Annotated in this window: 17 protein-coding genes; 15 read left to right on the top strand and 2 right to left on the bottom strand. The window is 55.8% G+C overall.

Annotated elements, in window-relative coordinates; genetic code table 11:
* Nucleotides 1-2: 2 nt before the first annotated feature.
* Nucleotides 3-578: a nicotinate (nicotinamide) nucleotide adenylyltransferase gene (gene nadD, locus CI070_RS05810; protein WP_218824887.1), complete on the top strand. Its 576-nt coding sequence runs from the start codon at nucleotides 3-5 to the stop codon at nucleotides 576-578.
* Between the two features lie 19 nt (nucleotides 579-597).
* Here the strand turns inward: nadD and truA are convergent, their stop codons facing one another.
* Nucleotides 598-1,389, bottom strand: a complete 792-nt coding sequence (gene truA, locus CI070_RS05815) for a tRNA pseudouridine(38-40) synthase TruA (protein WP_094137421.1) — start codon at nucleotides 1,387-1,389, stop codon at nucleotides 598-600.
* Nucleotides 1,390-1,503: 114 nt separating this feature from the next.
* On the opposite strand from truA, the gene CI070_RS05820 reads away from it, so the two are divergent.
* The 12 genes from CI070_RS05820 (at nucleotide 1,504) to CI070_RS05885 (ending at nucleotide 21,097) form a co-directional block, all read left to right on the top strand.
* Nucleotides 1,504-2,802 carry a hypothetical protein gene (locus CI070_RS05820; RefSeq protein WP_143245741.1) on the top strand — a complete coding sequence of 433 codons (1,299 nt, stop codon included), beginning with the start codon at nucleotides 1,504-1,506 and terminating at the stop codon, nucleotides 2,800-2,802.
* A complete protein-coding gene (locus tag CI070_RS05825) occupies nucleotides 2,802-7,985 on the top strand; it encodes a hypothetical protein (RefSeq protein ID WP_094137423.1) in 5,184 nt (1,727 codons plus the stop codon). The genes CI070_RS05820 and CI070_RS05825 overlap by 1 nt, the downstream gene beginning before the upstream one ends.
* Nucleotides 7,972-9,603: a hypothetical protein gene (locus tag CI070_RS05830; RefSeq protein WP_094137424.1), complete on the top strand. Its 1,632-nt coding sequence runs from the start codon at nucleotides 7,972-7,974 to the stop codon at nucleotides 9,601-9,603. The genes CI070_RS05825 and CI070_RS05830 overlap by 14 nt, the downstream gene beginning before the upstream one ends.
* A 222-nt stretch (nucleotides 9,604-9,825) precedes the next feature.
* Nucleotides 9,826-10,581, top strand: coding sequence for a L,D-transpeptidase family protein (locus tag CI070_RS05835; protein ID WP_179218577.1), 756 nt, complete (start codon nucleotides 9,826-9,828; stop codon nucleotides 10,579-10,581).
* Entirely contained in the window at nucleotides 10,559-11,209 is a 651-nt protein-coding gene (locus tag CI070_RS05840; protein WP_094137426.1) for a sugar O-acetyltransferase, read from the top strand. The genes CI070_RS05835 and CI070_RS05840 overlap by 23 nt, the downstream gene beginning before the upstream one ends.
* Nucleotides 11,210-11,300: 91 nt before the next feature.
* Nucleotides 11,301-11,555, top strand: a complete 255-nt coding sequence (gene rpsO / locus CI070_RS05845; protein ID WP_022198419.1) for a 30S ribosomal protein S15 — start codon at nucleotides 11,301-11,303, stop codon at nucleotides 11,553-11,555.
* A 616-nt stretch (nucleotides 11,556-12,171) separates the two neighbouring features.
* On the top strand, nucleotides 12,172-14,316 hold the full coding sequence (locus CI070_RS05855; RefSeq protein WP_094137428.1) for a polyribonucleotide nucleotidyltransferase: 2,145 nt from the start codon (nucleotides 12,172-12,174) through the stop codon (nucleotides 14,314-14,316).
* A gap of 289 nt (nucleotides 14,317-14,605) precedes the next feature.
* Nucleotides 14,606-15,940 (top strand): hemolysin family protein, encoded by a 1,335-nt coding sequence (locus CI070_RS05865; RefSeq protein WP_094137430.1) that lies wholly within the window; start codon nucleotides 14,606-14,608, stop codon nucleotides 15,938-15,940.
* Complete coding sequence (locus CI070_RS05870) at nucleotides 15,937-17,262, top strand: hemolysin family protein (protein WP_094137431.1); 1,326 nt, start codon at nucleotides 15,937-15,939, stop codon at nucleotides 17,260-17,262. The genes CI070_RS05865 and CI070_RS05870 overlap by 4 nt, the downstream gene beginning before the upstream one ends.
* A 93-nt stretch (nucleotides 17,263-17,355) precedes the next feature.
* A complete protein-coding gene (locus tag CI070_RS05875; protein ID WP_179218579.1) occupies nucleotides 17,356-19,635 on the top strand; it encodes a tetratricopeptide repeat protein in 2,280 nt (759 codons plus the stop codon).
* 67 nt (nucleotides 19,636-19,702) lie between these two features.
* Nucleotides 19,703-20,395, top strand: coding sequence for a TlpA family protein disulfide reductase (locus CI070_RS05880; protein WP_179219358.1), 693 nt, complete (start codon nucleotides 19,703-19,705; stop codon nucleotides 20,393-20,395).
* 27 nt (nucleotides 20,396-20,422) lie between these two features.
* A complete protein-coding gene (locus CI070_RS05885; RefSeq protein WP_094137434.1) occupies nucleotides 20,423-21,097 on the top strand; it encodes a TetR/AcrR family transcriptional regulator in 675 nt (224 codons plus the stop codon).
* Between the two features lie 25 nt (nucleotides 21,098-21,122).
* On the opposite strand, the gene thiE is transcribed toward CI070_RS05885, so the two are convergent.
* Nucleotides 21,123-21,767 carry a thiamine phosphate synthase gene (gene thiE / locus CI070_RS05890; RefSeq protein WP_094137435.1) on the bottom strand — a complete coding sequence of 215 codons (645 nt, stop codon included), beginning with the start codon at nucleotides 21,765-21,767 and terminating at the stop codon, nucleotides 21,123-21,125.
* Nucleotides 21,768-21,854: 87 nt separating this feature from the next.
* On the opposite strand from thiE, the gene CI070_RS05895 reads away from it, so the two are divergent.
* Complete coding sequence (locus CI070_RS05895; protein ID WP_094137521.1) at nucleotides 21,855-22,901, top strand: quinone-dependent dihydroorotate dehydrogenase; 1,047 nt, start codon at nucleotides 21,855-21,857, stop codon at nucleotides 22,899-22,901.
* 32 nt (nucleotides 22,902-22,933) lie between these two features.
* Nucleotides 22,934-26,458 carry a DNA polymerase III subunit alpha gene (gene dnaE, locus CI070_RS05900; protein ID WP_094137436.1) on the top strand — a complete coding sequence of 1,175 codons (3,525 nt, stop codon included), beginning with the start codon at nucleotides 22,934-22,936 and terminating at the stop codon, nucleotides 26,456-26,458.
* Nucleotide 26,459: the final 1 nt, after the last annotated feature.

The raw sequence follows: 26,459 nt of genomic DNA on the forward strand, positions 1-26,459 counted from the left end.
CGGTGAAGCTGTGTATTTTCGGCGGTTCGTTTGATCCCGTGCATGAAGGGCACGTTTGCGTGGCCGGGCATGCACGGAAATATTGTGGAATGGACCGCGTGCTGTTTATGCCGTGTTCCCTGTCTCCTCTGAAGGAACAGGCCCCCTCCGTGACGGATGACCAGCGCTGCCGGATGATTGAGCTGGCTCTTCAAGGGCTGGATTGGGCTGTGCTTGACCGGACGGATTTGGAACTTCCGCCTCCTTCATGGTCGTGGAGGGTGGCTGAGCGGACGGCGGAGCGTTATCCCGGTGCGGAATTGTTCTGGCTGATGGGCAAGGATCAGTGGGATTCTCTGGAACAGTGGGGACGCTGGGAATATTTGTCCAGCCTGGTGACGTTCATTGTTTACCGCCGCGGCGGGGCTCCATCACCCAGAAAAGGGGTGCGCGCCCTTTTCATTGAAGGGGATGAACCCGCTTCTTCCACCCGCATACGGCATGATTTGCGTTCGGGCGTATGTCCGGTTCCCCATCTGAACCGGAAGGTGGAGGATCTGATCAGGAGGGAAGGGCTGTACGGCGCGGCACGCGTCTAAAAGGACGGCTGTTTCCAGTTTATTTCTTTTTGTCTCCGAACGTTTCTTCCGGGTAGTGGACCTGCATCAGCGTGAGTCCGTCCGGCGGGGCGCAAAACGGGCTTTTGTCATCCGGAAGCGGAGCGTTGATGAGGCGCGCCAGTTCGTCCAGCGTTATTTTTCCCCGTGCGGCTTCATGGGCGGCTCCCGTCATGAGGCGTACCATTTTGTAGAGGAAACCCGTTCCGGTAAAGGTGATGAAGACATGTTTCCCCGCCTGTTCCACTTGCGCCTGCATGATGGTCCGGCGGAAGTAATCCTCCGGAATAGGGCGCGGTTCATTGCCGCGCAGGGCGGCAAAGGCAGTGAAGTCATGCGTTCCCCGGAACAGGTGTACCGCCTGTTCCAGAATATCCACGCTCCATGCCAGAGGGCGGTGCCAGGCCAGCCCGGCGTCAAAAGGGTTGAGGATGGGCGCGCGTGAAATGCAGTAACGGTAGGTTTTTCCCGTGGCGCTGAACCGGGCATGGAAACCGGGCGGAACGTATTCCGCATGGGTAATCCGGATGGTTCGGGGTAGGCGCGTGTTGAGCGCGGCAGGCCATTTGTCCGCAGGAATGCGGTGGGTATCCGGAGCGTCTGCATGAAAAACCTGGCCCAGCGCATGAACGCCGGCGTCTGTCCTGCCGGAACCGTGGATGCGGCAGGAGGTCCCAAAGAGCCCGGAAAAGGCTCGTTCCAGCACGTCTTGGATGGTCCGGCCTCCCGGCTGGCTTTGCCAGCCCAGGTAGGGGCGTCCGTCATATGCGGCAATGAAACGAATGCGGGGCATAGGGATGATTGTGTTGGAACGGCCCGGTTTTGGCAAGTGGCAAGTGTCGGACGGTGACGGTTTGGAATGGATGCCGTCCGTTCCATCCGCTCTCTAGCTTGGAAGCCGTTAACGATGGCTATACGAATACAGGATTTTGGAATGTTGCATGTGGCTCCGGATTTGTCCGGCGTGATTCCGTTGAATGCTTTTGAAGCACAGGCCGCCAGTGTGCGGGACCTGGCGGCGGGCGTGATGGATGTGTCCGGAGCGGCTGGAGCCGCGCTGAAGGAAATGCAGGAGGTGAGGGATGCCGGCCAATGGGCGCAGGCCCGTGACGGGATGTACCGTTTTGAACAGGACGTGATGCGGGAGCTGGAAGCAGGAGGGGATTCGGAACACCTTCAGGAGAGATGGAAGAAGGCGCTGACAGAACGGCTTCCTTCCTATCTGCCTGCCCGGATGTCCGGCCCGGTGAGGGAGCGCGTGGCCCTGGCGAGGGAGAATCTGGAGACGGCCGGGAGCATTTATTTGCAGAAGATGTCCCGTCTGGGGCAGTTGGAGGAGGCGCGCCGGTTTTGGGCCGGGGGGGTGGAGTCTGCCGTGGAGCAGGGAGAGGCCGCTCTGGCCGAACGCAGGATTAGGGAGGGCAGCGGAATATTTGTAACGGGAGACGAGGCTTCCCGTATGGCGGAGGAAGCGCATTCCCGCGCAGCGCTGAATCGGGCGGTGGAGGAGGTTCGCCGTGATCCTGCTGCTGCGGTACGTCTCGTTTCCCGGCAGGAGAAGATGCCGGAAACTCCGGAGGAGAAGAAGGTGGCGGAAGAGGCTGCTGCGGCGTATGGGGAGTTGAAGCGGCGTTATGCGGATGCTCTGGCGGCCACTGTGTCCGGCGGCGGGTTGCTACGGGATGACGGATTGGCGAATGCGGAGAAGCATGGCTTGATCAGTTCCGAGCAGTTGAGGCGTTATACGGCTTCCCGCGACCGGAGGCAGACGGCGGAATTTTCCGGTATCAGCATTCCGGAGGACGATATGCTGTTGTGCCGCATGACCTCTCTGATTGATGAGGACTGCGGGGGGGAGGAAGATGCTGATGCTTTGATAGAAGTGGCTACTTCAGGTTTGCCTGCCGTTCAGGTGGAAAGGCTGCTCCGGCGGCGCGAGGTAATGTCAGGAATACCCCGCGAATTGCGTCGCGCTGTTTCCCGGCGCCTGTCCTCCATGTTCCGGAATGGCGCGTGGGGGCCGCCTGATGATGCCCGCGCGGCAGAGGAATGGAAGCGTGTCCAGACGGAATTGGCGGAGGCGGTGAAGAGGGCCCCGGAGCAGCCGGCGGCGGAGATGGAAAAGGTTTTTGAGAAAGAGAAACGCCTTCAGGATGCCGGCTGGGTGGGGTTTTCAGATATGAATAACGAAAAAGAAAGAAAGTGATGATGGAGGATCATGGAGACAGGAAACAGGCAGAGACGCTCCCTATGGAAGGGAGTTCTCCGAAAGAGGTTCCCGAAATTGTGGGGGAAAGCCATATCCGGGAAGAGAACGCGGCGCTCTCCGAACCTTCCGGTACGGAAAAATTCCCGGAACGGGAGTCGGAAAGGGAGGAATATTGGAATAGCGTATTGACGGGGGATGTGATGACCATTCCGCGGGAAGTGAGGATGAAAGCGGAGGCGATGTATCCGGCTGGGACGGCGGACCGGGAAAGAATTGCCGCGTGCGTCATGCAGTCCTGGGTGGCGGATTCCGGGGCGATTCCCCGTGAACGCATCCGGAGGGACTGGAAGAATATCCGGGAACAGGTGGCGCGGCAGTATGGAGCGTCCGGAAAGTCTGATGACGAATTATTCGTGGCAGTTTCCATGCACAATCAGGTGCGCCTTTCCCGGAGGGAGACTTTGTTTGAATTGTACCAGGAAGAGTATGAACGTACTCTGTCCGGTGGCGGGACGGTTCCTGACGAACGGGGAAGGGAAGCCATTTCCTTATGGCCGGAGGAGTTGCAGGCTGTGGCGCGGCAATTGAAGGGCCGGGCCGTGTCCGATGCTCTGGATGACAGGAACCGTCTGGCGGATGCCGCCGGGATTATCCGCAAGGGATTGGAGGGGCTGGTAGCCAATGATGAGCCGGCGAAAGAAAGTTTTCCCGCTGTGCAGTTGAACCGGCAAGCCGTCGCCGGAGCTCCGGACGTCATACGCGCCGTGGATTGCCTGGCTTCCCTGGGGGATGGAGACCGTCAGAAGGTGTTCCGCATGATGGCTCCCTATTTGCGTTCCCGTCCCGCCTTCCGGGATGCCCTGGGGGGAGCGCTTAAACGCGGCGCCGCAGAGGTCGCGGAGAATGCGGCCCAGCTGGCTGTAAACGGCGCGGCATGGCTTCTGCCGGAGGGGCGGGAAAAGGAGGCGCTGGACAATTATTCCCGGAGTTTTGAAGAGCTGAGGAATTTTGCCAGGATGGAGTTTGCCCCGCTGCGCGGGGGAAAGGATTCTCCCTGGTTCCGGGAGATGCTGGTGGATATGGCCCAGCAGGGAGCGTCCACGGCTTTGGCGTTTTGCGGCCCTGCCGGGCTTGGCATGTTGATGGCGGGGGAGACGGGGCGCCATATGGCGGAGGCCCGGCGCATGAATCCGGACGGCGTGTTTGATGCTCAGATGGGGGGATCTGTCGTCTCCGGCGGGGTGAATACCTTGCTTTCCTTTGGAATGACGAAGCTGGGCCAGAAGATGCTGGGGCAGGGAATGCGGGCGTTCCGGGCCATGAGGCCCGCATCCGGGAATTCCGGTGCGTTTTTTCCCGGAATGGGAGCCGTTGCGGCGGATGCCGTGAAGATGGAGGCGGAAAATAAATTGATGGAGTTGACGCCCATGGTCATTCAGGAAGGCGTGGGCGCTCTTACAAATAAGGCGTCCGGCGTGGACTGGGAGGGATGGCGGGCCAGACAGGCTTCCGCGGATGACCAGTTGAGGGAGGCCGTCATGATGATGCCTTTCCTGCTGATAGGCGCGGGAAAGATTACCCTGAACCATTTCCGCCATGCCGGAATGCTGCTTGGAGACGGTTCCCCGCTGAAAGTATTCGGCATTCCGGATGAAACGGTTTCCCGAATTTTGCGGGAGAAGGATGTAAGCCGTGCCGGGGAATTGTTGCAGAAGTCCCTGCGGAATTCTCCGCTATGGGGGTCTTTATACATTTCCAGAAAGGCTTTGGAGTGGTCTCGCGCACTGGATGAAGCCGGAGAGCCTTTTTTGAAGACGGAGCAGGATGTAAGAGATTTTTTGGACTTGCCTTCTCCTGTACGTACAAGACCTTGGAAGATGCGGGATTTCCCCGAATCGGAAGCGGTGTTGAAAAAGCTTTTTCCTCATCCGGATTATGCTGCGGCCAGAACCAAGTGGCTGCTGCGTGCCGGCCTGCCCCGCGTGGGGGAAGCCGCTGCAGCGGACGGGCAGCCCGTTTATGGGGCGGAACCGGCGCCCGGCGTGAAAATGAAGCGAACGCAGGGCCGGCCTTCTGTGGAGGAGGCTCTTTCTTCCTGGTATGAGACGCTGGTCCGTATGGAAGAGGAAGATTTGGGGCTGGTCCGGAACAGGAATGGTCGGGAAATCCCATGGCGTTTAAGGAATGCGGAGGAATATGACATCCAAGCGGATGCTTTGCGCCGGGCGTTTGTGGAAGAGAGGCTGAAGAAGCGCGCTTATCGGCCGTACAGGATGTTGTTGCTGGCTTATCCGGAAGAGGCGGGAAGCCGTGCGGGTTTTTCCGGCAGGGACTGGGACGCCGTTACGGCGGATATGGATCTCCGGACACGAGCCAATGTTTATGAAGGAGTGATGGAACGGGTGCACGGCGTCCCGCATGAGGAGGTGTCCGGCCATGTGGCTTTTCGTTTATGGAAGTCATTTTGCCGGGATGAAGGCGCTTGCGCCAGAGCGCGCCGGTGGCTTGAGGAAGGAAGTGCGTTGCTGAACGCTCCGGATTTGTTGTCTGAATCTTTTAACCCGGACGGCCTGCCCTCCGCCCTGGCCAGGATGAGCGGCATGATGGCCGTCCTTGGAGGAGCGGAACGCCACGGGGTAAGTCCGGAGCTGCGGGAAATGAACCGCATGGTATGGGGAACCCAGGCGGATGTGAACAGCCTGTACCACGTGCTTCCCAACATGAAGGAATTTGACGTGCATGTGGGGCGCGGCTACACGCCTGTGGAGAGTTACGGGCGGCTGCTGGCCCGGTTTCTGGAGGTGGCGCCGGAAAATGTGGCCCGTTATGCCTCTGTGCTGGATGCCCCGCGTCTGCATGCCGGGCCGGAACAGGTTTCTCCGCGTATTTATCCGGGGACGCGGAAAACGGTGGAGAATCTTCTCCAGTTGACTCCGCGCCTGTTCCAGTCGTCTCCCGGAGGGGAGGGGGCGGAAAGGCTGTGGAGAATAAAATATCCCAATGGCAGGTGGTCGGACTGGCATCCTTCTCGGGAGGCGGCGGAAGCGGACCTGATGGCCAATGTTTCCATGATGTTTTCTGCCGCCTGCTCAGCCAAGAGGGATTTGATCCGTAGCTGGAAATGGCATGCCCTCAACGGGCGGCCGGAGTGGGATACCAATTATCTGCGGCTGACAGCCGGGTTGGAAAATGTGCAGGGGGGGCGGCTTTCCTGCCTGTATGACAGCCTGACGGCCATGGCGGTGGCGGATATGCTGAAAGCCGGTTACGGCGTGCGTGGAGCAGTGGGGTCCGGGGATCGTCTGGAGGTGACGGGCCGGGGCCGTCTTGCCGCTGAAACGCTGATGAGCCGTGACGCCCTGTTGGAGCGCATGAATATTCACGAAAAGTATGTAGGTTACGCGCAGAGGCTGGGCGTGGATGCGGACAATTTGCCCGTTTCCTCAGCCAAGGGGTTGGTAATGCACCGGCTGAGGCTTCACAATACGGCCAATCCCCTGGCTTTGATCGAAGACAAGGCGGAAGTCGTATGGGACCGGCTGATGCGCACGGATCAGCTTTCCCCGGAAGACGCTTGGGAAATGTTGAAACGTCTGGAACGTGTGCCGCGCCGCAGGAAGCTCTCTGGGGAAACGGAATTGATTGAGGAGTTGTCCCAGCTGTCCAAGGAGTATTTTTTTGCCCATCTGGATCATGACGCCGTACCGGAAACGGTAGCCTCCTGGGCGCGCTACGGGGCAGCAAGCCCGGATAAGGCTATGGAGCCTCTGGAGGAGCTGGCGCGCCGCGCCGGGCTGCTGAAGAGAACGCTGAAGGAGGAACCGGAAACCGTTGAATTCATGGGCATGCTCCGTGAGACGGTGGGGATGAATGACCGGATACGGGCTGAACGCGCCTGGGAGCCGGCCGGAGGGGAGGTCCGCCTCCCCATGGTGGAGAGGTACTCTCACAGCCTGATGTCCGGTCGGCTGCTGTCTACCGTCCCGGACCACGTGAAAGAGGGGCTGGCGCGTTCCCTGTCCGCTCTGGACGGATACGCGGGCGGTTCCGTACGCAGGATGGAGCGGCTGGCGGAAAACCGCATGAGGGAACTGTCCCGGGCGTTTCAGGAGTTCCCCCAGCTGAATTCCTGGCGGCCTGATCCGGAACATCCCGGCCTGTACCTGCATTTGGTGAAAAAGCCGTTCCGAGCCGGACTGGGGCCTCTGCGCGCGAAGGATGTTTCCCTGGAGGCTTTGGGAGAACATCTTCCGGAACCCATTCTGGAAGCCCCCCTGTATGTGGAAGAAGATTTTTCCGTCAGGCGTGGCGTTCCCGCCCCTGCCGCATGGCGCAGCCGTCCGGATGTGGTCCGGGCTGTGGAGACCCTGGATGCCGTGAGGCGGGATTTTGCAGACCGACCGGAAGCTACGGAGTCCGGCGTTAGCTGGAAGGGGAGGATTTACCGGATTGATTCCGAAGCGGCTCCCGCGGGGGTGACGTCTGCCTGGAAACGGGAACTCCCGTTGGATGAGGCCATTTCCCTGATTGATGTTCTGGACCGCAGGCAGGAGGAATTAAGAGGCGGCATGCTTCCCTTCCTTCCTGAGCCGGAGGAAGCGCGCGCGATGTATGCCAATTGCGTGATTTACCGTGACCCGGACGACCCGGGGCATACCGTACGCCTGATGCCGGGCATTCCGGAAAGTCCCGTACGGCAGGCGCGCGCGCCTTATGTGGTGCATGCATGGAACGGCGTTTATCTGGACAGCCGGGGAGCGCCTGCGGTGTCCGAACGGGATTCCTATATTCCGCTGGAGTGTTTTACGGGAGCCGGGGAGGAACCTTCCCTGAAAGATTCACGGATGAGCCGCACCCGGTTCCTGGACCGGATTTTGGAAACGCTGGGGGATGCAGATGTTCAGGAACGATGGTGGTGGGACAGAAGGCAGGCTGTGGGATGCTTCATGGAGGATGTCGTCAGGCTGTATGAAGAACTGGGCGTGCGTGAAAATTATTTGAAGGGAAAGTTTGATTTGCTTGATCCCGTGATGGTGCAGACGCTCCGGTTCGTTTCCCACGTGCTGAACGATCCACTGGCATACCGCCTTCCCCTGGACAAGGGGACGGAGGCCCAGAAGGGGATGACCAGGGAAGGGGCCTTGTTGAAAGAATTGATAGAGGAACATGGAACATTCTAATCATTTGACGGAATCATGGAGCCTGCCGTGGCAGTCCGTCCTGTCCAGCCAGCTTTGGAGGCTGGAACACCTGTACTGGATAGAGAACAAAGCCGGTCAGCTTCAGCGTTTTTCCCTGAACAGGGCGCAGCGGCGGCTGCATGAGCGGCTGTGGTACAGAAATGACATCCTGAAGGCGCGCCAGTTGGGCATTTCCACGTATGTGGCCATGCTGATGCTGGATATGAGCCTGTTCCGGTCCAATTTCCATTGCGGCATCATTGACAAAAGCCTGCCGGACGCCCAGCAGAAACTGGCCAAGCTGCATTTTGCCTGGGACCATCTGGATTACGTGCCGCCCAACCCCTCTGCGATGGATGTGGCCCTGGCCCGGCTGGGAGAGAGAATCAAGAGCCTTTCCGGCGTGGAAAAAAAGGGGGAATGGCAGCCCTGTACGCTGGCGCGCAGCCGCCTGGCTTTCTCCAATGGGAGCGATGTGCGGGTGGGGACGAATCTGCGAGGGGGAACCATGCAGTTTCTCCATGTTTCCGAGCTGGCGTATGTTTCCGTGCATGCCCCGTGGAGGGCCAGGGAAATCCGTACGGGAGCAATCAATACAGTTCCTCCCGGCGGTTTTATTCTGAAGGAAAGCACTCATGAAGGCGGACGGTACGGAGTGAATTACGAATTGACGCGCCAGGCTATGGAAAACATGGGTAAAAGCGAGCTTTCCCCCTTGGATTTCAGATTCTTTTTTTTCAGCTGGTTTGACCAGGACGAGTACACCTTGCCGGGGCGCGGCAGATGGAGCAGGGAATTGGACGAGTATTTCCTTTCCCTGGAACGGGAGACCGGAGTGGTTCTGGATGCGGGGCAGAAGAGATGGTATGCCCGGATGGCCCGGGTGATGGGCTCCTCCATGAAGCAGGAGTATCCGGGAACGCCGCAGGAGGCTTTTGCTACAGGGGAAGAAGGCAGTATTTACGGCAGCCGTATCATGGCCCTGCGGGAACGGGGGCGGGTGGGGGTGGAGTTTGAGGCTGATCCGGACGCTCCCACTTTTACGGCATGGGATCTGGGGCTGAGTGACCATACGGCCATTTGGCTTGTGCAGATCATGGGAGACAGTTTCCACTGGCTGGACCATTATGCCGCTAGCCAGCAGCCCCTGGCCCATTATGTTGAAAGAATGAAGGAATGGGAAAAAAATTATGGTGTTGCGGTAACGTTCCATCTTTTGCCCCATGACGCTGCACGGAGGGATGCCCACGGCATTTCCTACGTGGAGAATATGGGAAGGCTGGGATTGGTGAATGTGCGCGTCGTCCCCAGAACCACGGATGTCTGGCGCGGCATTAATACGCTGAGGGAATTGCTGGAGCGCAGTTTTTTCCATGCCCGCACCCAGGAAAAGGCGCGAGGCATTTGCGGGGAAGAAGAGCCCGGAGGTGTAGAGCATCTGGAGTTGTACAGGTCCAGGCCTCCCGGCGTAGGCGGGGCCATTGCGGAAAGTCCCGTGCATGACGGGCATTCCCACACGGCGGATGCCGCGCGTACTTTTGCGGAGGCGTGGTCTCATGGCCTGCTCCATGGAACCGGGAATGGCCGGGAGCGCGGCAGGCGCGCCCGGATGTGGTGACGGGGGAGGAGTAACGGGAAAGAGATTTTTTTGATTGATAGTTGACAGTTTTGTCAAAAAGCGGTTCTTTTTTCCGGCCTTCAGCTGTCTAACGCAGTGATGCGATTTATTGAGATGAAATTATCCCTTTTCCATCCGTTGGTTTCCTGCCTGTGCGTTCCGTTTTTGATTTCGTCCTGCGATACTACGGGAAGGGCCCCTTCCCCTGTTCCATCTTCCCATATGCCGGTAGAAGAAATGACGGGATATTTTGAGGAAACGGGGACTATTCCGGGGCACCTGCTCAAGTGGGAAGATGATCCGTCGCTGCCCGGAAAGCTGCTGGTCGTAGTGGATAAGAAAAAGCAGATGATGTATATCTACCGGGGGACGCACCGCATTGCGTATGCTCCCATCAGTTCCGGGAGAAGTTCCGGCATGACGCCCTCCGGCTACTTCCTCATCTCTTCCAAGGATGAGGATCATCATTCTTATTACGGCGCGTTTATTAATGCTGACGGAGAATTGCGGGACGGGGATATACGAAGGGATTCCCCCCGCCCCGGCGAGAGGTTTGAACCTGCCAAGATGCCCTATTTCATGAGAGTGAACGGGGCCGTAGGAATTCATGAAGGGTACTTGCCCGGTCATCCGTCCTCCCATGGATGTATCCGTGTCCCCCACCTGATCGCGAAAAATCTTTTTGAAATAGCTCCCGTAGGAACCCGTGTGGTTGTCAGGGATGGAAACTGGAACATTCACGAGCTTCAAAAAAAGCCGTCCGGAATATTCAGGACGGTGCACAAGTCTTCCGCTCCGGTGGCTGGCGCCAATTCGGCTTCCTCCGGAAAGAAGGAACTTGTAAAATCGGAAATGTCCGTAAAAAAGGACGCCGCCGCCATGCCGTCTGTGGGAAAACAGAAAAACAGGCAACTGCCTTTTTCTGAGGCGGACGCTGTGAACTCTTCTTCATCCAATGGCCTCGAAGGACTGGAATAACATGCTGTCCGGGCGCCTATATCATGCCCAGGATTCTGAATTGGCCGCCGCCCGGCTTAGGGCGCGCCGGCTCGTTTTCCGCTACAACCAGTCCGCTCCGGAAGATGAGTGTCTGCGCCGGGATTTGGCCCGGGAGCTTTTCGGCCAAATGGGAGAGGGGTGTTATCTGGAACCTCCGCTGCGTTGTGATTACGGCTCCAATATACGGCTGGGGGACCGGGTGTATGCCAATTTCAACCTCGTGGTGCTGGACTGCGCTGCCGTTACCATCGGCAATGACGTGCTGATAGGTCCCAATGTGGGCATTTATACTGCCGGGCATCCCGTAGACCCGGAGCTGAGGCGGCAGGGGCTGGAATTTGCCCGGCCTATTACCATTGAGGACGGAGTATGGATAGGCGGTCACGCGGTGATTGCTCCGGGCGTGCGTATCGGAAGAAATTCCGTGATAGGAGCGGGCAGCGTGGTGACGAGGGACATCCCCGCCAATGTCGTGGCTGTGGGCAATCCCTGCCGCGTGGTTCGCTCCTTGACGGAGAAGGACCGCGAAGTTTGGAATACCGGGAAAAATGAAGAGGGGCCGCTTTCGCAGGAACAAAGGCAAATTCCCCGGAATGACGAAATTTGAATTGCTTTTAGGGCTGGATGGTGCATAGTTGGCGCCCTCACAGTGTCGATTAGCCGCTGCCACGAGCTAAATACATTCAAGGAAAACACTTATGAGTAACGAAATCAATTTGCAGGAATTCAAGATGCATGAGAAGGATTCCGGTAGCTCCAGCTACCAGATCGCCCGCCTGACCCAGCGCATCGCCCACCTGACGGAACACCTGAGCACGAACAAGCACGATGTTTCTTCCCGCCGCGGGTTGTTGAAGATGGTGGCTCTGCGCCGCAAGCTTCTTGATTACGTCAAGCGTGAAGATCTGGCTCAGTACCAGAGCCTGATTCAGCGTCTTGGCCTTCGCCGCTAAAAGGCGGAGCATATTCCCGTTTGATTCGGCCGTTGCGGTTTTCCGCAGCGGCCGTTGTTTTTACGGCTTTTCCGGGAGGAAGTTGCCGGGGCGGTAATGCCGTCATGGAAAGGGTGTCGGCATGGTGGATTTGCGTTTTAGTCGGGAGAGTTTGGAAGGCCTGTCTTTTATTGTAGGTATGATGCAGGCGCGCAAGGAATAGGAAAATATGGATGAAAGCAGGATGGCTCCTGATGCGGATGAGATATTTAAGATTCTTGAAGGAAATGAACTGCTATGGCTATCAAACTATTTGCTTGCATTATCCTTGACAGGGATTATGCTCGCATTCGACGTTTGGGGATTCGTTTCCCGAAACGTTTCTGTCGGGCATGCCTTGAGAAATTTTCGGATTTTCACAGGCTGTCAAGCCGGTAAGACTGGGCCGGAGCGTTTGATCCATCTGGGATGCGCGTCCTGCCGCGCGGACAGTATTTCCCCTCTGTTTCTGGGAAAGGACTGTTGCGGATAACATCTTCCTGAGGCACTGCCCGTACCTGACGCCATTCAGGCTTCCCGCCCGGAGCCGGTCTGGATGGGCTGATGAGGCTGCGGGTGATTGAAAGACAAAAATATAATGAGCATACATTCAGTTGAATGCAACGTTGGTACGAATCCCATCACGATTGAAACCGGTAAGATGGCCCGTCTGGCGGACGGCGCTGTTGTTGTCCGCAGCGGCGATACCGTCGTTCTTGTGACCGTGGTAAGCGCCACCAAAGTCAAGGAAGGACAAACCTTCTTCCCCCTGTCCGTGGAGTATAAGGAAAAGGCCGCTGCGGCGGGTATGTTCCCCGGCGGCTATTTCAAACGCGAAGGGCGTCCCACGGAAAAGGAAATCCTGACGTGCCGCATGACGGACCGCCCCCTGCGCCCGATGTTCCCCAAAGGGTACTTCTACGATACGCAGGTAATTACTCTTCTGCTCTCCGCCGATGGTGAAAACGAACCGGACATTCTGAGCATTAACGGCGCTTCCGCCGCTTGTGTCGTTTCCGACCTTCCTTTTGCCGAACCTGTGGGGGCTGTGCGCGTGGGACGTATTGACGGCCAGTTCGTTATCAATCCGACCAATTCCCAGCGCGAACATAGCCAGCTGGATCTGGTATTTGCCGGCACGAAGGACCAGGTCATCATGATTGAAGGTTCCGCTAATGAATTGCCGGAAGAAGATTTTATCGCCGCTTTGCGTGTCGCCCAGGAAAACGTGAAGGTCATTTGCGAAAAGCAGGAAGAGCTCCGCGCCGTTTGCGGTAAGGAGAAGCGCGCTTATGAACTTTGCCTTGCCAAGCCGGAATTGCTGGAAATCGGCTATGAAATTGCCGGCGATCGCATTGAGGAAGCTATTTATGCCCCTTCCAAGGTGGAGCGCCAGAAGAAAGTGGGAGCCCTGCGCGACGAGGTGGAGGCTGCCATTAAGGAACGCCATCCGGAAGCTACTGACTTTGATGTGGAACAGGTTTTTGAATATATTCAGAAAAAGGCCTTCCGCATCTCCATCATGGAAAAGGACAAACGGGCCGATGGCCGGGCTCTCAAGCAGCTGCGCCCCCTGACCGCGGAAGTCAATGTGCTGCCTCCTGTGGTGCACGGTTCCGCGCTGTTCGCCCGCGGTGAAACAATGTCCCTTTGCCTGGCGACGCTCGCTCCGATGGAAGAACGCCAGTACATGGACAATTACACGGGAAGCGTGAATGAAAAGCGCTTCATCCTGCATTACAATTTCCCGCCTTTCTCCGTGGGAGACACTGGCCGTTTCGGTGGTCAGAACCGCCGGGAAATCGGCCACGGTGCTTTGGCGGAACGTTCCATTGCTCCGGTCGTGCCTGGCGAAGAGGAATTCCCGTATGCCATTCGTGTCTCTTCTGAAATCATGGAATCCAACGGTTCCACCTCCATGGCTTCCGTCTGCGCGGGCACGATGTCTCTGCTGGCGGCCGGCGTGCCCCTCAAGCGTCCTGTAGCGGGTATTTCTGTGGGCCTGGTGACGGAACAGAATGACCAGCATGAAATCACCTCTTACAAAACTCTGCTGGATATCATCGGTTCCGAAGACTTTTACGGTGATATGGACTTCAAGCTTTGCGGCACGTCGGAGGGCGTGACTGGCTACCAGCTGGACCTCAAGCTGCCTGGCATTCCCCTCTCCATACTGGAGGAAGCCATTCACGTGGCGAAAGCCGGTCGCACGGATGTTCTGAAGGTCATGAATGACGCCATTGCCGCTCCGGCCCAGATGAGCCCGAATGCTCCCCGTATTGAGACCACCAAGATTCCCGCCGACCGCATTGGCGAGCTGATTGGCCCCGGCGGCAAGAACATTAAGGCTATTCAGGCTGAATCCGGCGCCGATATCAATATTGAGGAAGATGGCACCGTGCATATTTACGCCGCCAAGCAGGAAGGCCTGGACCGTGCTCTGGAATTGGTTACCCGCATGTTCAAGACCATTGAAATCGGGGAACTGTACACCGGTAAGATTGTTTCCACGACCACCTTTGGCGCGTTTATGGAAGTGCTGCCCGGCAAGGATGGCCTGATTCATATCTCCGAGCTGGCCGAAGGCCGCACCGCCAAGACGGAGGATGTCGTGAGCGTTGGAGACGTGGTGACCGCCAAGTGCATCGGCATTGACGACAAGGGGCGCGTGAAAATGTCCATACGTGCCGCTCTACGCGATGCCAAGGCTGCCGAAGCAGAAGCTGCCGGCATTACGGAATAACGTTTTTCGTTGAGCCTTTAAACTCTCAGTCCCGTTTCCGGTTATTCCGGGAACGGGGCTTTTCGATTGCTGGAAAGATGTTTTGCAGTTGGTTCAACTGCTTGAGCGATCAGCCAGAATTTTTTCTGTTTATGCCGGAAGTTGGAAGTTTGGCAATGCCGGAAAGGACCGGGAGGGATGGAGTTCCTTCCGCATGGCAGATTTTTTTGTTTCCCGTTCTTGACAGGATTTTTTCGGTTCCTATGATGCGGACGCCCGTTGCGTTCTGCGGACACCCCCCCTGCCATACATGATTCTTTTTGTCACTTTCGTTATTGTTTTTCTGATTCTGGTCAACGCCTTTTATGTTGCGGCAGAATTCGCTGCAGTAAGCGTACGCCGCAACATGATCCGGGAAATGGCGGAGAACGGCAGCAGGGTGGCTGTTCAGTTGCTTAAGATTTTGGAAAATACCAAGGAGCTGGACCGGTACATTGCGGCCTGTCAGTTCGGTATTACCATTTCCAGCCTGGTTCTGGGCGCGTACGGACAGGTTGAACTGGCCGCCTATCTGTTCCCTCTGTTTGAGCGGTTTGGCGGGATGGATTCCGTAATGGCCAATTCTGCGGCAGCCCTTGTTGTGCTGATCGGTCTGACGGTTTTTCAGGTAATTCTTGGGGAATTGATGCCCAAATCCCTGGCGCTTCAGTTTCCCAAACAGGCAGCTTTGTATACCTATTATCCCATGCGCTGGACACAGGCCTGCTTCGCATGGTTCATTGACTTCCTGAATGGAAGCGGTTTGTTGCTTCTTAAGCTGTTCCGTCTCCCTCCGGGAGGCCATCAGCACATCCACTCCCAGCAGGAGATTAATATGCTGCTGGATGAAAGTCATCAGGGCGGGATGTTGGAAGAGGATGAGCATGAACGGCTGCACAGCGCCTTGTCTCTGGCGGAACGCACGGTGGAACAAATTATGATTCCCCGTTTTCAGCTTGTTTGCCTGGATGCGGATGCCACGCAGGAAGATATTTTGGACATGATTGCAGACAGGCCCCATACTCATATTCCCGTGTATGAAGGGAGTCGTGAGTCCGTCATTGGCATGCTGCATATCAAGGATATGGTAGCCGCGTATGCGGAAAAGGGGATTCTGCCTCCTCTCCGTTCCATGTTGAGGCAGGTGCCGTGCGTGATGGAAATGCAGACGGTGGAGATGCTGATGGCCCGGCTGCGGGAAGACAGAGCCAAGGAAGCCTTTGTGCTGGATGAATACGGAAAGTTTGTGGGGCTGGTAACGCTGGAACGTCTGCTGGGTGAAATGGTGGGAGATATTGATGAGGAATTCATCCGTTCCGGGGAGAAAGTGGAAAACCTGCCGGATGGTTCCGTGCGCATCCCCGGTATGATGCGTGCCCATAAGGTGGAATGCCTAATACCTTTTTTGATGAATGGCGCCACTACGGTGGGCGGCTGCGTGATTAAGCACATGTCCTGCATTCCGAAGGAAGGGGAGCGCCTGATTATCGCCGGGCGCGTGCTGGTGGTGGAAAAGATGGACCATAACCGCGTTTCCTCCATCCTGCTGCTGCCTCCGGAGAGCAAGGAGAATGAACCTGCCATGGAAAGCGGGGTGGGCGCATGATGACTATTTTCATTATTCTGTTGCTGATTGTGTTGAACGGCCTGTTTGTGGCCGCAGAATTTGCCTTGCTTGGCGCGCCCCGTGCGGCGTTGGAGCAGATGGGGGTGTCCGGGAACATGGTAGCGCGCCGTGTTTCCCTGATATTGAAAACGCCCCGGTTGCAGGACCGCTATATTGCTACGGCACAGCTTGGCGTTACATTCGCCAGTCTGGGGCTGGGTATGTATGGAGAGCATGCTGTCGCCGGATGGCTTCATGAATGGCTGGCGCAGTACGGCTGGGCTTCCTGGCTGGTGGCTCATGGCGCGGCCAGCATTCTGTCCGTGGCGGTATTGACATACCTGCATATTGTGCTTGGGGAAATGGTGCCCAAGGCGCTTTCCCTTCAGTATGCTGCAAAGCTTTGCCTCATGATTGCGATGCCCATGTACATGATCCAGCTCTGCCTGTATCCCCTGGTAGTGGGCATGAATGCCCTGGGCAATTTCTTTCTGGGGTTGCTGGGCGTGGACCGGAATGAATCCAAGTCCCACTACCATTCTGCGGAAGAACTCCAGTATATTATTGAAGAGAGCCATGAAAACGGGGCGTTGCCGCAGGAATCCGGCCGAATTATGGATGGCTTGTTTGACCTGGATGATCTGTATGTTCACCAGGTCATGACCCCGCGCGTCAGGATAGACGCCATTCCTGAAGGGGCGGAACATGAGCAGATACGGGAAATTGTGCGTCGCACCCGCCGTACTCGTTACCCTGTCTACCGCGGTGACCTGGACCATGTGGTGGGCATGGTGCATGCCCGCGACCTGTTCCGTATCATGTTCCGCAGGAAGGCTCTGACTCCTGAGTACATCCATGCCATACCCAAGGTCCCCAAAACGGTAAAGTTTGACAATGTGGTGGAAATCATGAGGAAGGACAATGTGCGCCTTGCCATTATTCTGGATGAGCACGGGGGGACTTCCGGACTTCTGACCCTGACGGATGTATTTTCAGAAGTAATGGGCTGGGACCGCGGCCGCATCAAAGTGCTGACGGAGCTGCCTGGAGATGCGGTGGGCTTCTCCTGTGACGTATCCGGTCTGGCACGCATTGAGGAATTGGGGGAAGCCATGGACATGGATTTGGAGGACGGGGAAATAGATACCGTAGGTGGCCTGATTCTTAATTTGCTGGAGGCTCCTGCGGAGGAAGGGGATACTGTCAGCTATAGAGGGCTGGAATTCAAGGTGACCCGGACGGAGAATGGCGGTGTGGAGCGCTGTACCGTGACCCGGGTTACTCCCCTGATGAAGGATGAGGCCCTGGAAGAGGAGGAATAATCTGCCGTTTGCGGACTGGGCATGTCAGGGCTGCCCTGCCTGATGCAAAAGTTCCTTGGTGGAGCGCGTATGCTATGGCAGAATATTTCCGTCATGTCCGCCCCTGAATCTGCCGATGCGCCTATGAACCGCCCTTCCATGAAAAAATGGGTGGTTCTCCTCGTTATTCTTGGGGCTTTGGTTGGACTGGGCACGATGATGAAAGCCTGGATGGACAAACGCGCTGGAGCGGCGGCGCAGCCGGTTGTTTTTTCAGGAGGCAGTGAGCACTGGGACCAGAATGAGGTGCCCATTTCCATGCAGTGTGGAGCCTGTCATGAAAAGGAATTCCGTCAGTGGGCCGGTTCAGACCATGCTTGGGCATTCCGCAAACTGGGAGATCAGTGGGAGTCTGAAGCGTTCCATAATATGAAGCTGGATGCCCATGGCAGCATTCTCCAATTCTCTACGGATGGCCACGGGCGCATGGTCCATGACAGTCAGTCCTCAACTTCCTGGCGCGCGGAATGGGCCACAGGGAGGATTCCCCTGGTGCAGTATCTGGTTCCCGCCAGGGACGGCGGTTTTCATACCTTGAGCGCTGCATGGGACGTGAACCGCAAAGAATGGTTTGATATTTTCGGCGAGGATGCCCGTCAGCCGGGAGACTGGGGACACTGGACAGGGCGCGGCATGAATTGGAACACGCAGTGTGCGTGGTGCCACATGTCTCTGTTCCATAAAAATTATGATCCTGTTAAAGACCGGTATGCTTCTACTTGGACGGAGCCCGGAGTGACTTGCATTCAGTGCCACGGCCCCCTGCTGGACAATCCGGAGGCGGGGACGGGGTGCATGATTTCCACCAGGAACAAGCTGACGCCGCAGCAAATTCATGATAACTGCGCTTCCTGCCATGCTAGAAGGGATGAATTCGATCATGATTTTGCCGTAGGCGACCGCTTTGACAATCATTTCCAACTGGTGCTTCCCGTTCAGCCCGGCGTTTTCTGGCCCAACGGCATGCAGAGGGATGAGGATTATTGCGAGACTGGCCTGCGGTTAAGCCGTATGGGCAAGGCGGGGGTGACCTGTTTAGACTGTCATGATCCGCATACGGGGACGCTGAAGCTTCCTCAAGAAGATAATACGCTTTGCTTGAGGTGCCATGGTACTGGAGAAGCGGTAAACGGCGTAAAAGCTCCCGTTATTGACATGGCTGCGCATACGCCATGTCCTCAGTCCAGCATGGGCTCCCGGTGTGTGGAATGCCATATGCCGGAGAGCCTGTATATGGCTCGTGACCCCCGCAGGGATCATTCTTTCAATTCTCCTGATCCTTTGCTGAGCGTAGAGTTGGGTATTCCGAATGCCTGTACCATGTGCCACAGGGAAAAAAGCAATGAATGGGCTGCGGAGGCGGTAAAGGAATATTACGGGGTTAACCCCAAGATGGCGCAGTACAGGGAACGGACCCGGGCCGTTCAGCATGCCTACGAAGGGAAGGAGGATGTTCTGCCTCTGCTTATGGAATGTTTTAAGAGGGAGGAAGTGGGCGCATGGCGCGCTACGTTGTTGGATTTGATGGATGCGTGGGCTCATGAACCCTCCGTTCAGGAAGTGGCAGCCACGGCGGTTAAGGACTCGGATCCTCTGACGCGGGCTGCCGCCGCCAAAGTGATGGGGCGTGCGGGTAGTCCAGCTGCGGGCAAACTTCTTAATGATCCGTTCAGGGTCGTGCGCTTGCAGGCGGAGTGGGCTTTGCGGGATTCCCTTCCTCCCGACAGTCCGGGAATGAGGGAGCTTACTGCCGCCGCTTTGCACCAGGCGGACCAACCTTCCGGAGCTATGAAGCTGGCCCAGATAGCCATCAGCCGCAAGGATGCGAAAACTGCGGAATTGTGGTTTTCCAAAGCTTTGAAATGGGATGCCACTTCTTCCGTGGTGCACCGTGATTATGCCGTTTTCCTGGCTTCTCAAGGCCGCAGCCGGGAGGCAGTGGCCCAGATGCAAAAGGCTGTACGTATGGCTCCCAAGGATGCCAACCTGTGGTATCTTCTGGGACTGGGGCAAATTGAAAATAATGATGAGCCGGGAGCTTTGGAATCCTTTAATGAAGCTTTAAAAATAGAGCCCGCCTTTATTCGCGCTTTGTTTAACCGGGCTCTGTTGAATGAAAAGGTGGGCCGGTTGGAGCAGGCTTTGCAAGATTTGGAAAACTGTTCTTCCCTGGATAAGGGAAATGCGGATATTCCTTTCACTCTTGCGGTGATGCTTTACCGCAATGGGCGGTATCGTGAAGCCGCTGCCGCGGCTGCAGAAGCCCTTCGCCGCGACTCGGGACATGTCCGGGCCAGGCAAATTCTGGAATCAGCCTCTCGACATGGAAGATAAGAAATAGTATATTGACCTCATGTGTATGAAATTTTCATCTTGGTGTATCTTGCTGGCGTCTGCGTTCATGACAGGGTCTTCTCTCTGTTGGGGGGATTCTTCAGGAGCGGCGGATGATCCCTCCCTCCGTACTTGGACTAATAAAAACACGGGCAGTACGGTGGAAGCCCGGCCAGTAGCCCTGAATATGAAGACCGTCAAATTGGTGACAACGGCCAAAAAGCCCATTACGATGCCGCTGGAAAAACTTTCCGACGAAGATCGCGCATGGCTGGAGGAACACAAGGAAGTGATCGGCAAGCCTATTGCAGAATGGTCGTCCATGCCGTCCGGCCCTGTGGCGGAGGAAATGAAGGGAAAGACTTACATGCTTGAAAACGGCAAACTTAAAAAGAGGGATGGGAAATTGAATCCCAAGCATTTCATTTTATATTTCAGTGCAAGCTGGTGCGGCCCTTGTTGTCGGAATGCGCCGCACAGCGTGGAAGCCTACAACAAGGTGGTAAAAGATAATCCGGAAGTGGAGGTAATCATGTGCAATATGGACCGAAACCTGGATGACGCCCAAAAATGGGCCGTTGCCAATAACATGCCATGGCCTATCCTGTTGAGAGAGGATTTGACGGATCTTGCCAAAAAAGTAGCTCCGCGCGGTATTCCCACCATGATTCTGGTGGATAAGGACGGCAAGCCTATTCAGTCTTCCCAGAACATGGAACAGTTGGTGAAAGCCATCGGTTCAAGCCGTTCTTCCCGCTAGGCGGCGCGTTGTCTGATTTCTGAGGTGATGTCTTCTCCCCGCAAATCCCAGTCTGACCGTTCTGCGGAAACCAGCGGCAAAATCCTTCGTGCTGCGCAGAAGCTTTTTGCCCTCAGGGGATTTAATGGCGTGACCATGAGGGCGGTCGCTTCTGAAGCAGGAGTAAATCTGGCTTCTATCGTCTACTATTTTGAGAACAAGGAAGGGCTGTATCTGGCTGTTTACAGGCAGTATGCGGAACCTCTGATGAAAGCGCGCATGAAGATGCTGAAGGAGGCGGATCTTCAGCCGTCCCTGAGGGCTTATGCCCGCGCATTTATAGAACCTGCTTTCCGGTTGTTTCTGGATAAGAGCCTGGGCGGTCCGGATCATGTCCGTTTATTGTGGCGTCTGCCGCAGGAACCGGAATATCTGGGAAGAAAAATCTATGATGAATTTTATGCTCCATCAATCCAGGAGATGATAGCAAGAATCCGGAAATTCTGTCCGTGGAGTGATGAGCTTTCCTTGTCCTGGCATGCGCATATCATGAGTTCTATCTTCCATGCCACGTTGGGGAAGTATGTCGCGTGCATGGACCTCCAGGAAAAGGAGCCGTGGATGAAAGATCAGGACCGCATTTTGCAGATGATTGTAGATACGGCAGTCCTGCTGATTTCCCGGTCGGCTCTCTCACTGGAGGAAGAGGAAAGGCAGGGATAATATGGATGAAAACGCATGTTTTTCCTTATGCTTCCCCCAATTCCTTTTTGAGTGTTCCGACTGTTTCCGTAATGTCGGAGTGTGTAAGCAGCCAGGAAACGATGACGACCCTGTTTGCCCCCGCCTCCAGTACGGAGGGCAGTGTGTTCCCATTGATGCCGCCGATACAGAAGACGGGGAAATTTTCCGGTAGCTGTTGCCGTACGCTTGCGATGTCTTCCAGGCCGATAGCCTGTCTTCCCGGTTTGGTGCCCGTGGGGAACAAGGGCCCAAACCCAATATAGTCCGCCTGCTCTCCACATGCATCCAGGGCCTGTTCAGGACTGTGCGTGGACCGTCCTATGACGGCATCCTTTCCCAGCAGAGCCCTTGCGGACGCCAGGTTCCCGTCATCCTGCCCCAGATGGACGCCGTCTGCGCCGATACTCAGGGCAATTTCAGGATAATCGTTGACGATAAAAAGACAGCCGCATTTGCGGCACAGGGGGACAAGCTGGCGCCCCATATTTTCAATGTGTTCCGGGTTATGGTTTTTTGCCCTTAACTGGAGAATGCGCAAGCCGCCAGCCAATAATTTTTCTGTTACAGGGAGTAGTTGATGTTCAGCAATATATCCCGTATCTACAATGCCGTACAAACGGCAGGATGAGAGGCATTCCTTCCTGTTCATGGCAAGGAATTGTACCGGATAAAATCATCCCGGCAAGACGCTTCCCATTCTTGACCCTAAAAGAGGGTGTGGTATACTCCCCGCATCGTGTCGCCCGCCTTATATTCCGCCGCTAAAAGTGTATTATTCCAAATGAATCCGGAAACTGCCCACAAGGTGACCTTGTGGGGGTTGCGCCTGGCAGAGAAGATGCGTGTCCTGCCTCTAGTAATGGGGAAAGTTCCTTCTGATCCTGTGGAAATTCTGGGAATGAAATTTCCCAACCGGGTGGGACTTGCCGCCGGAATGGACAAGGAAGCGGATACGGTAAACGCTTTTGGTCAGGCCGGATTCGGTTTTGTGGAAGTGGGTACGCTGACGCCCCGGCCGCAACCGGGCAATGAAAAGCCCCGCCTGTTCCGCCTGATTCCCCAGAAAGCTATTATCAACCGGATGGGGTTCAACAATGAAGGTATTGCCTCCGGAGTGGAAAACATCCGCTCCGCCACTCGTTTTCGCGGTGTTCTGGGCGTCAACATTGGGAAAAATAAGATAACTCCCAATGAGGACGCGGTCCAGGATTACCTTGCTTGCCTGCGTGCGGCATGGCCAGTGGCGGATTATATAGCCATCAATTTCTCTTCTCCCAATACGCCTGGCCTGCGCGACCTTCAGGCGGCGGAACCCGCTGCCCGTCTGCTGGCTTCCCTGAAATCGGAGCAATCCAACCTGGCTGCGGAAACCGGTCGCCATGTGCCCATTTTTATGAAAGTGGCTCCGGATGTGACGGATGAGCATATTGCGGAACTCAGCCGCGTTTTTCTGGATGAAGGGCTGGATGGTCTTATTGCTACGAATACGACTCTTTCCCGCGCCGGGGTAGAAGCCAATCCTCGCCATGAAGAAGCAGGCGGCCTGTCCGGCGCCCCTCTGACGGAACGGTCCACGGAAGTGATTGGAGCTTTTGCTTCCGAATTGAAGGGGCGTATTCCGATCATTGGCGTTGGCGGCATCATGAGCGGCGCGGATGCCGTCGCCAAAATCAAGGCAGGAGCCAGCCTGGTGCAGCTTTATACCGGCTTCATTTATCGCGGCCCGGACCTTATCCGGGAATGCGTGGAAGCCATGAAGGCCGAATGCCCTGTTAATAGCTGATTTCCTTTATTAACCGCTTACAGGATCCATTCATGCCCGGTTCCTTCGTACACCTTCACAATCACACAGAATATTCCTTGTTGGACGGCGCAGTCCATATCAGGGATCTCATTGCTGAGTGTTCCCGCATGGGAATGCCCGCCGTTGCCGTTACGGATCACGGCAATCTGTTCGGAGCCATTGAATTGGTCATGGAGACAAACAGCCTCAATAAATCCGTGGCCGCCTGGAACAAGGAGCATCCGGAAGGTCCGCGGAGGCAGGAAGTAAAGCCTATCTTTGGTTGCGAAGTTTACCTTTCCCCTACGCCCATCAGCGTGAAAAAACAGCTTCCCGGACGCCGCAAATACACACATCTCCTTTTACTGGCGGAAAATGAAACTGGATGGCAGAATCTGGTTAAACTGGTGTCCCGTTCCCACTTGGAAGGCTTTTATTATAAACCCCGCGTGGATATGGAAACCCTGCGGGAATTCCATGAGGGCCTCATCTGTTGTACAGCATGCATTGCCGGACCTCTTAATGAATGGCTGCTCAATGACCAGCCTGAAAAAGCGGAGGAAGCCCTTCTGGCTCTAAAGGATATTTTTGGGGACGACAATATTTTTGTAGAGCTTCAGGACCACGGCATGGAGGAACAGAAAAAATGTCTGCCGGAGCTGGTGCGCATTGCCCGCAAGACTAATACCCCCATTGTTGCCACCAATGACGTGCACTTCCTCAGGAAGGAAGATCACGACATGCACGATGTTCTGATTTGTATCGGAACCAACGAAAAGCTGGCTTCCCCAAAACGCATGCGCTATTCCACGGAAGTGTATTTGAAATCTCCTGAAGAAATGTGGGAGGTGTTCAGGGATTATCCGGAGGCCGTGGAAAATACGTTGAAAATTGCGGAACGGTGCAATGTTGCTATCAAGCTGGATTCCACCAGTACGGAAAAATACCCTGAATTCGGCACGCCGGACGGGTCGTCCCGCGAAGAATACCTGCGTAAAGTATGTTATAAGGGGCTGGAAGAACGGTATGGAAAGGAACGTGTAGCTGCGGACAAGGAATTGCGCGACCGTTTGGATTATGAGCTTGGAATTATCAACCAGTTGAAATTCCCTTCCTATTTCCTGATTACGGCGGACTTCATCAACTGGGCCAAGGATCATGACATTCCCGTAGGTCCCGGACGCGGTTCCGCAGCCGGTTCCTTGGTGGCTTATGCCATGAAAATCACGAATATAGATCCTCTGAGGTTCGGATTAATCTTTGAACGTTTCCTAAATCCGGAACGCGTCAGCCCTCCGGATATTGATATTGACTTTTGTCAGACACGCCGGCCGGAAGTAATCGACTACGTCCGGCAGAAATACGGGGAACGCGCTGTTTCTCATATTATTACGTACGGCACCATGGGTGCCAAGTCCGTACTCAGGGACGTAGCCCGTGTGATGGATATGTCCTATGCGGATGGAGACCGTATTTCCAAACTTATCGAAACCGGCCCCAAGGTGACTCTTCAGTCCAGCTACAAGAGTAATGAGGAGCTGAGGGAACTGATTGCCTCTGATGAGGGGTATGCGGAATTGTGGGGGTACGCGACCCGCCTGGAAGGATTGATCCGCAACGTGGGGGTACATGCGGCGGGCGTCGTGATCGGTGACCGCCCCCTGGACGAGCATGTGGCCCTCACTCGTGATGATCTTTCCGATCCCCATGCCGCTGTTGTCGCCCAGTGCGATATGAGCGCAATTTATGAAGTGGGGCTTTTGAAGATGGACTTCCTGGGTTTGAAGACCCTGACCGTTATGCATGATGCGGAGCAATACGCCCGCTGGCGCGTGCCGGAATTCAAACTGGATTCCGTCCCTCTGGATGACCGGGAAACCCTGGACCTGCTGAACAGGGGAGATACGATGGGGGTTTTCCAGTTGGAATCCGGCGGTATGGTGGACACTTGCCGCCGTTACGGGATTCAGAAAATAGAAGACATCATTGACCTGCTGGCTCTTTACCGACCGGGAGCCATGCAGTTCATGGATGAAATGATTGAAGTCAAGAAGGGGTTGCGCCAGGTGGAGTACGAGCATCCTTTGCTGGAACAGGTCAGCGGGGAAACCTACGGCGTGATGATCTATCAGGAACAGGTGCAGGCGGCTGCCAAGCTGTTGGCCGGTTATACGCTTGGCGGGGCCGACCTTCTGCGGCGCGCCATGGGCAAGAAGGACCCGGCGAAGATGGCCAAGGAAAAAGCCCATTTTGTTGAAGGATGCTGGAAAACAAACCAGATTGATGAAAAGACGGCTACAGCCATCTTTGACAAAATTGAAAAATTCGCCGGGTACGGTTTTAATAAGTCCCACTCCGCCTGCTACGGGCATATTTCCTACTGGACGGCCTACCTCAAGGCCCACTTCCCTGTGGAATTTCTCTGCGGGCTGATGTCTAATGAGGCGAACAATGACAAAATCGGGGTGTTCATTCAGGAAGCCAACCGCATGGGTATTGAAATCCTGCCTCCCGATGTGAATAAATCCATGCTCAAGTTCACTCCTGAGAAAATGCCTTCCGGCAAGCTGGCTGTGCGTTATGGACTGGCGGCCATTAAAAACGTGGGAGAGGGGGCTATGCAGATTCTTCTGGAAGAAAGAGAGAAGAACGGGGAATTTTCCAGTATGGAGGACATTTGCAACAGGCTGGATTCCAAATCTGTCAACAAAAAGATTCTTGAATCCCTGATTCGTGCGGGAGCGCTGGACTGGACGCTGGAGCCGCGTTGCGTCCTGTTTGAACGTGTGGATCTGGCTCTCAGCGGCGCTTCCCAGGTACACAAGGATAAGGCTCTGGGGCAGGGTTCCCTGTTTGACATGACCTTTGAAGTGCCCAGGGTAAAGGACGAGCCCGCCGTTCCGGAATGGTCCAAGGAGCAGCGTATGGGGGATGAAAAGGATCTGTTGGGCGCTTACTTCTGCGGCCATCCTCTGGACTCCATGCGCGGTGTCATTGATGCGGAAAAATACACCCGCATAGGGCTCATTGACACACTGGAACCGCACGAACTCAAGCAGAAGCACCAGCTTGCCGGCATGGTTCGTTCCGTCACCTCCAAGATCAGCAAGGCCGGTAGAAAATTCGCCATTCTGACATTGGAAGATTTTACCGGCAGCATAGAAGTGTTGTTGTGGTCGGATGTTTATGAAAAGGCTCAGGAAATGGAGGGCGGCCTGGAACCGGGCGTTTTCGTTTCCGTGCGAGCCAACATCCGGGAGGATGACCGCACATCCTCCAAAAGCGTGGCTGCGCAGGGCATTGACCCCCTGGGAGGCAAAAAGCGCAAATCCAAATCCGGGGAGCAGGGGCCTCTGAATATCATTGTCAGTCCCCTCCGCCACACGAGAAAAAATCTGGAACAGATACGGGATATTCTAAAAAGGTATCCCGGTCGTTCCAAAGTCAATCTCACCATCAAGGACAGCCTGGGACATAGCCAAATTCTGGAACTGGATGAACGGTTCCGCGTGAATCGCTGTCCGGAGTTGGAAACAGAGCTTTCTATGTACAATTAAG

It is taken from the genome of Akkermansia muciniphila, assembly GCF_900184965.1.
GTDB lineage: Bacteria > Verrucomicrobiota > Verrucomicrobiia > Verrucomicrobiales > Akkermansiaceae > Akkermansia > Akkermansia muciniphila_A.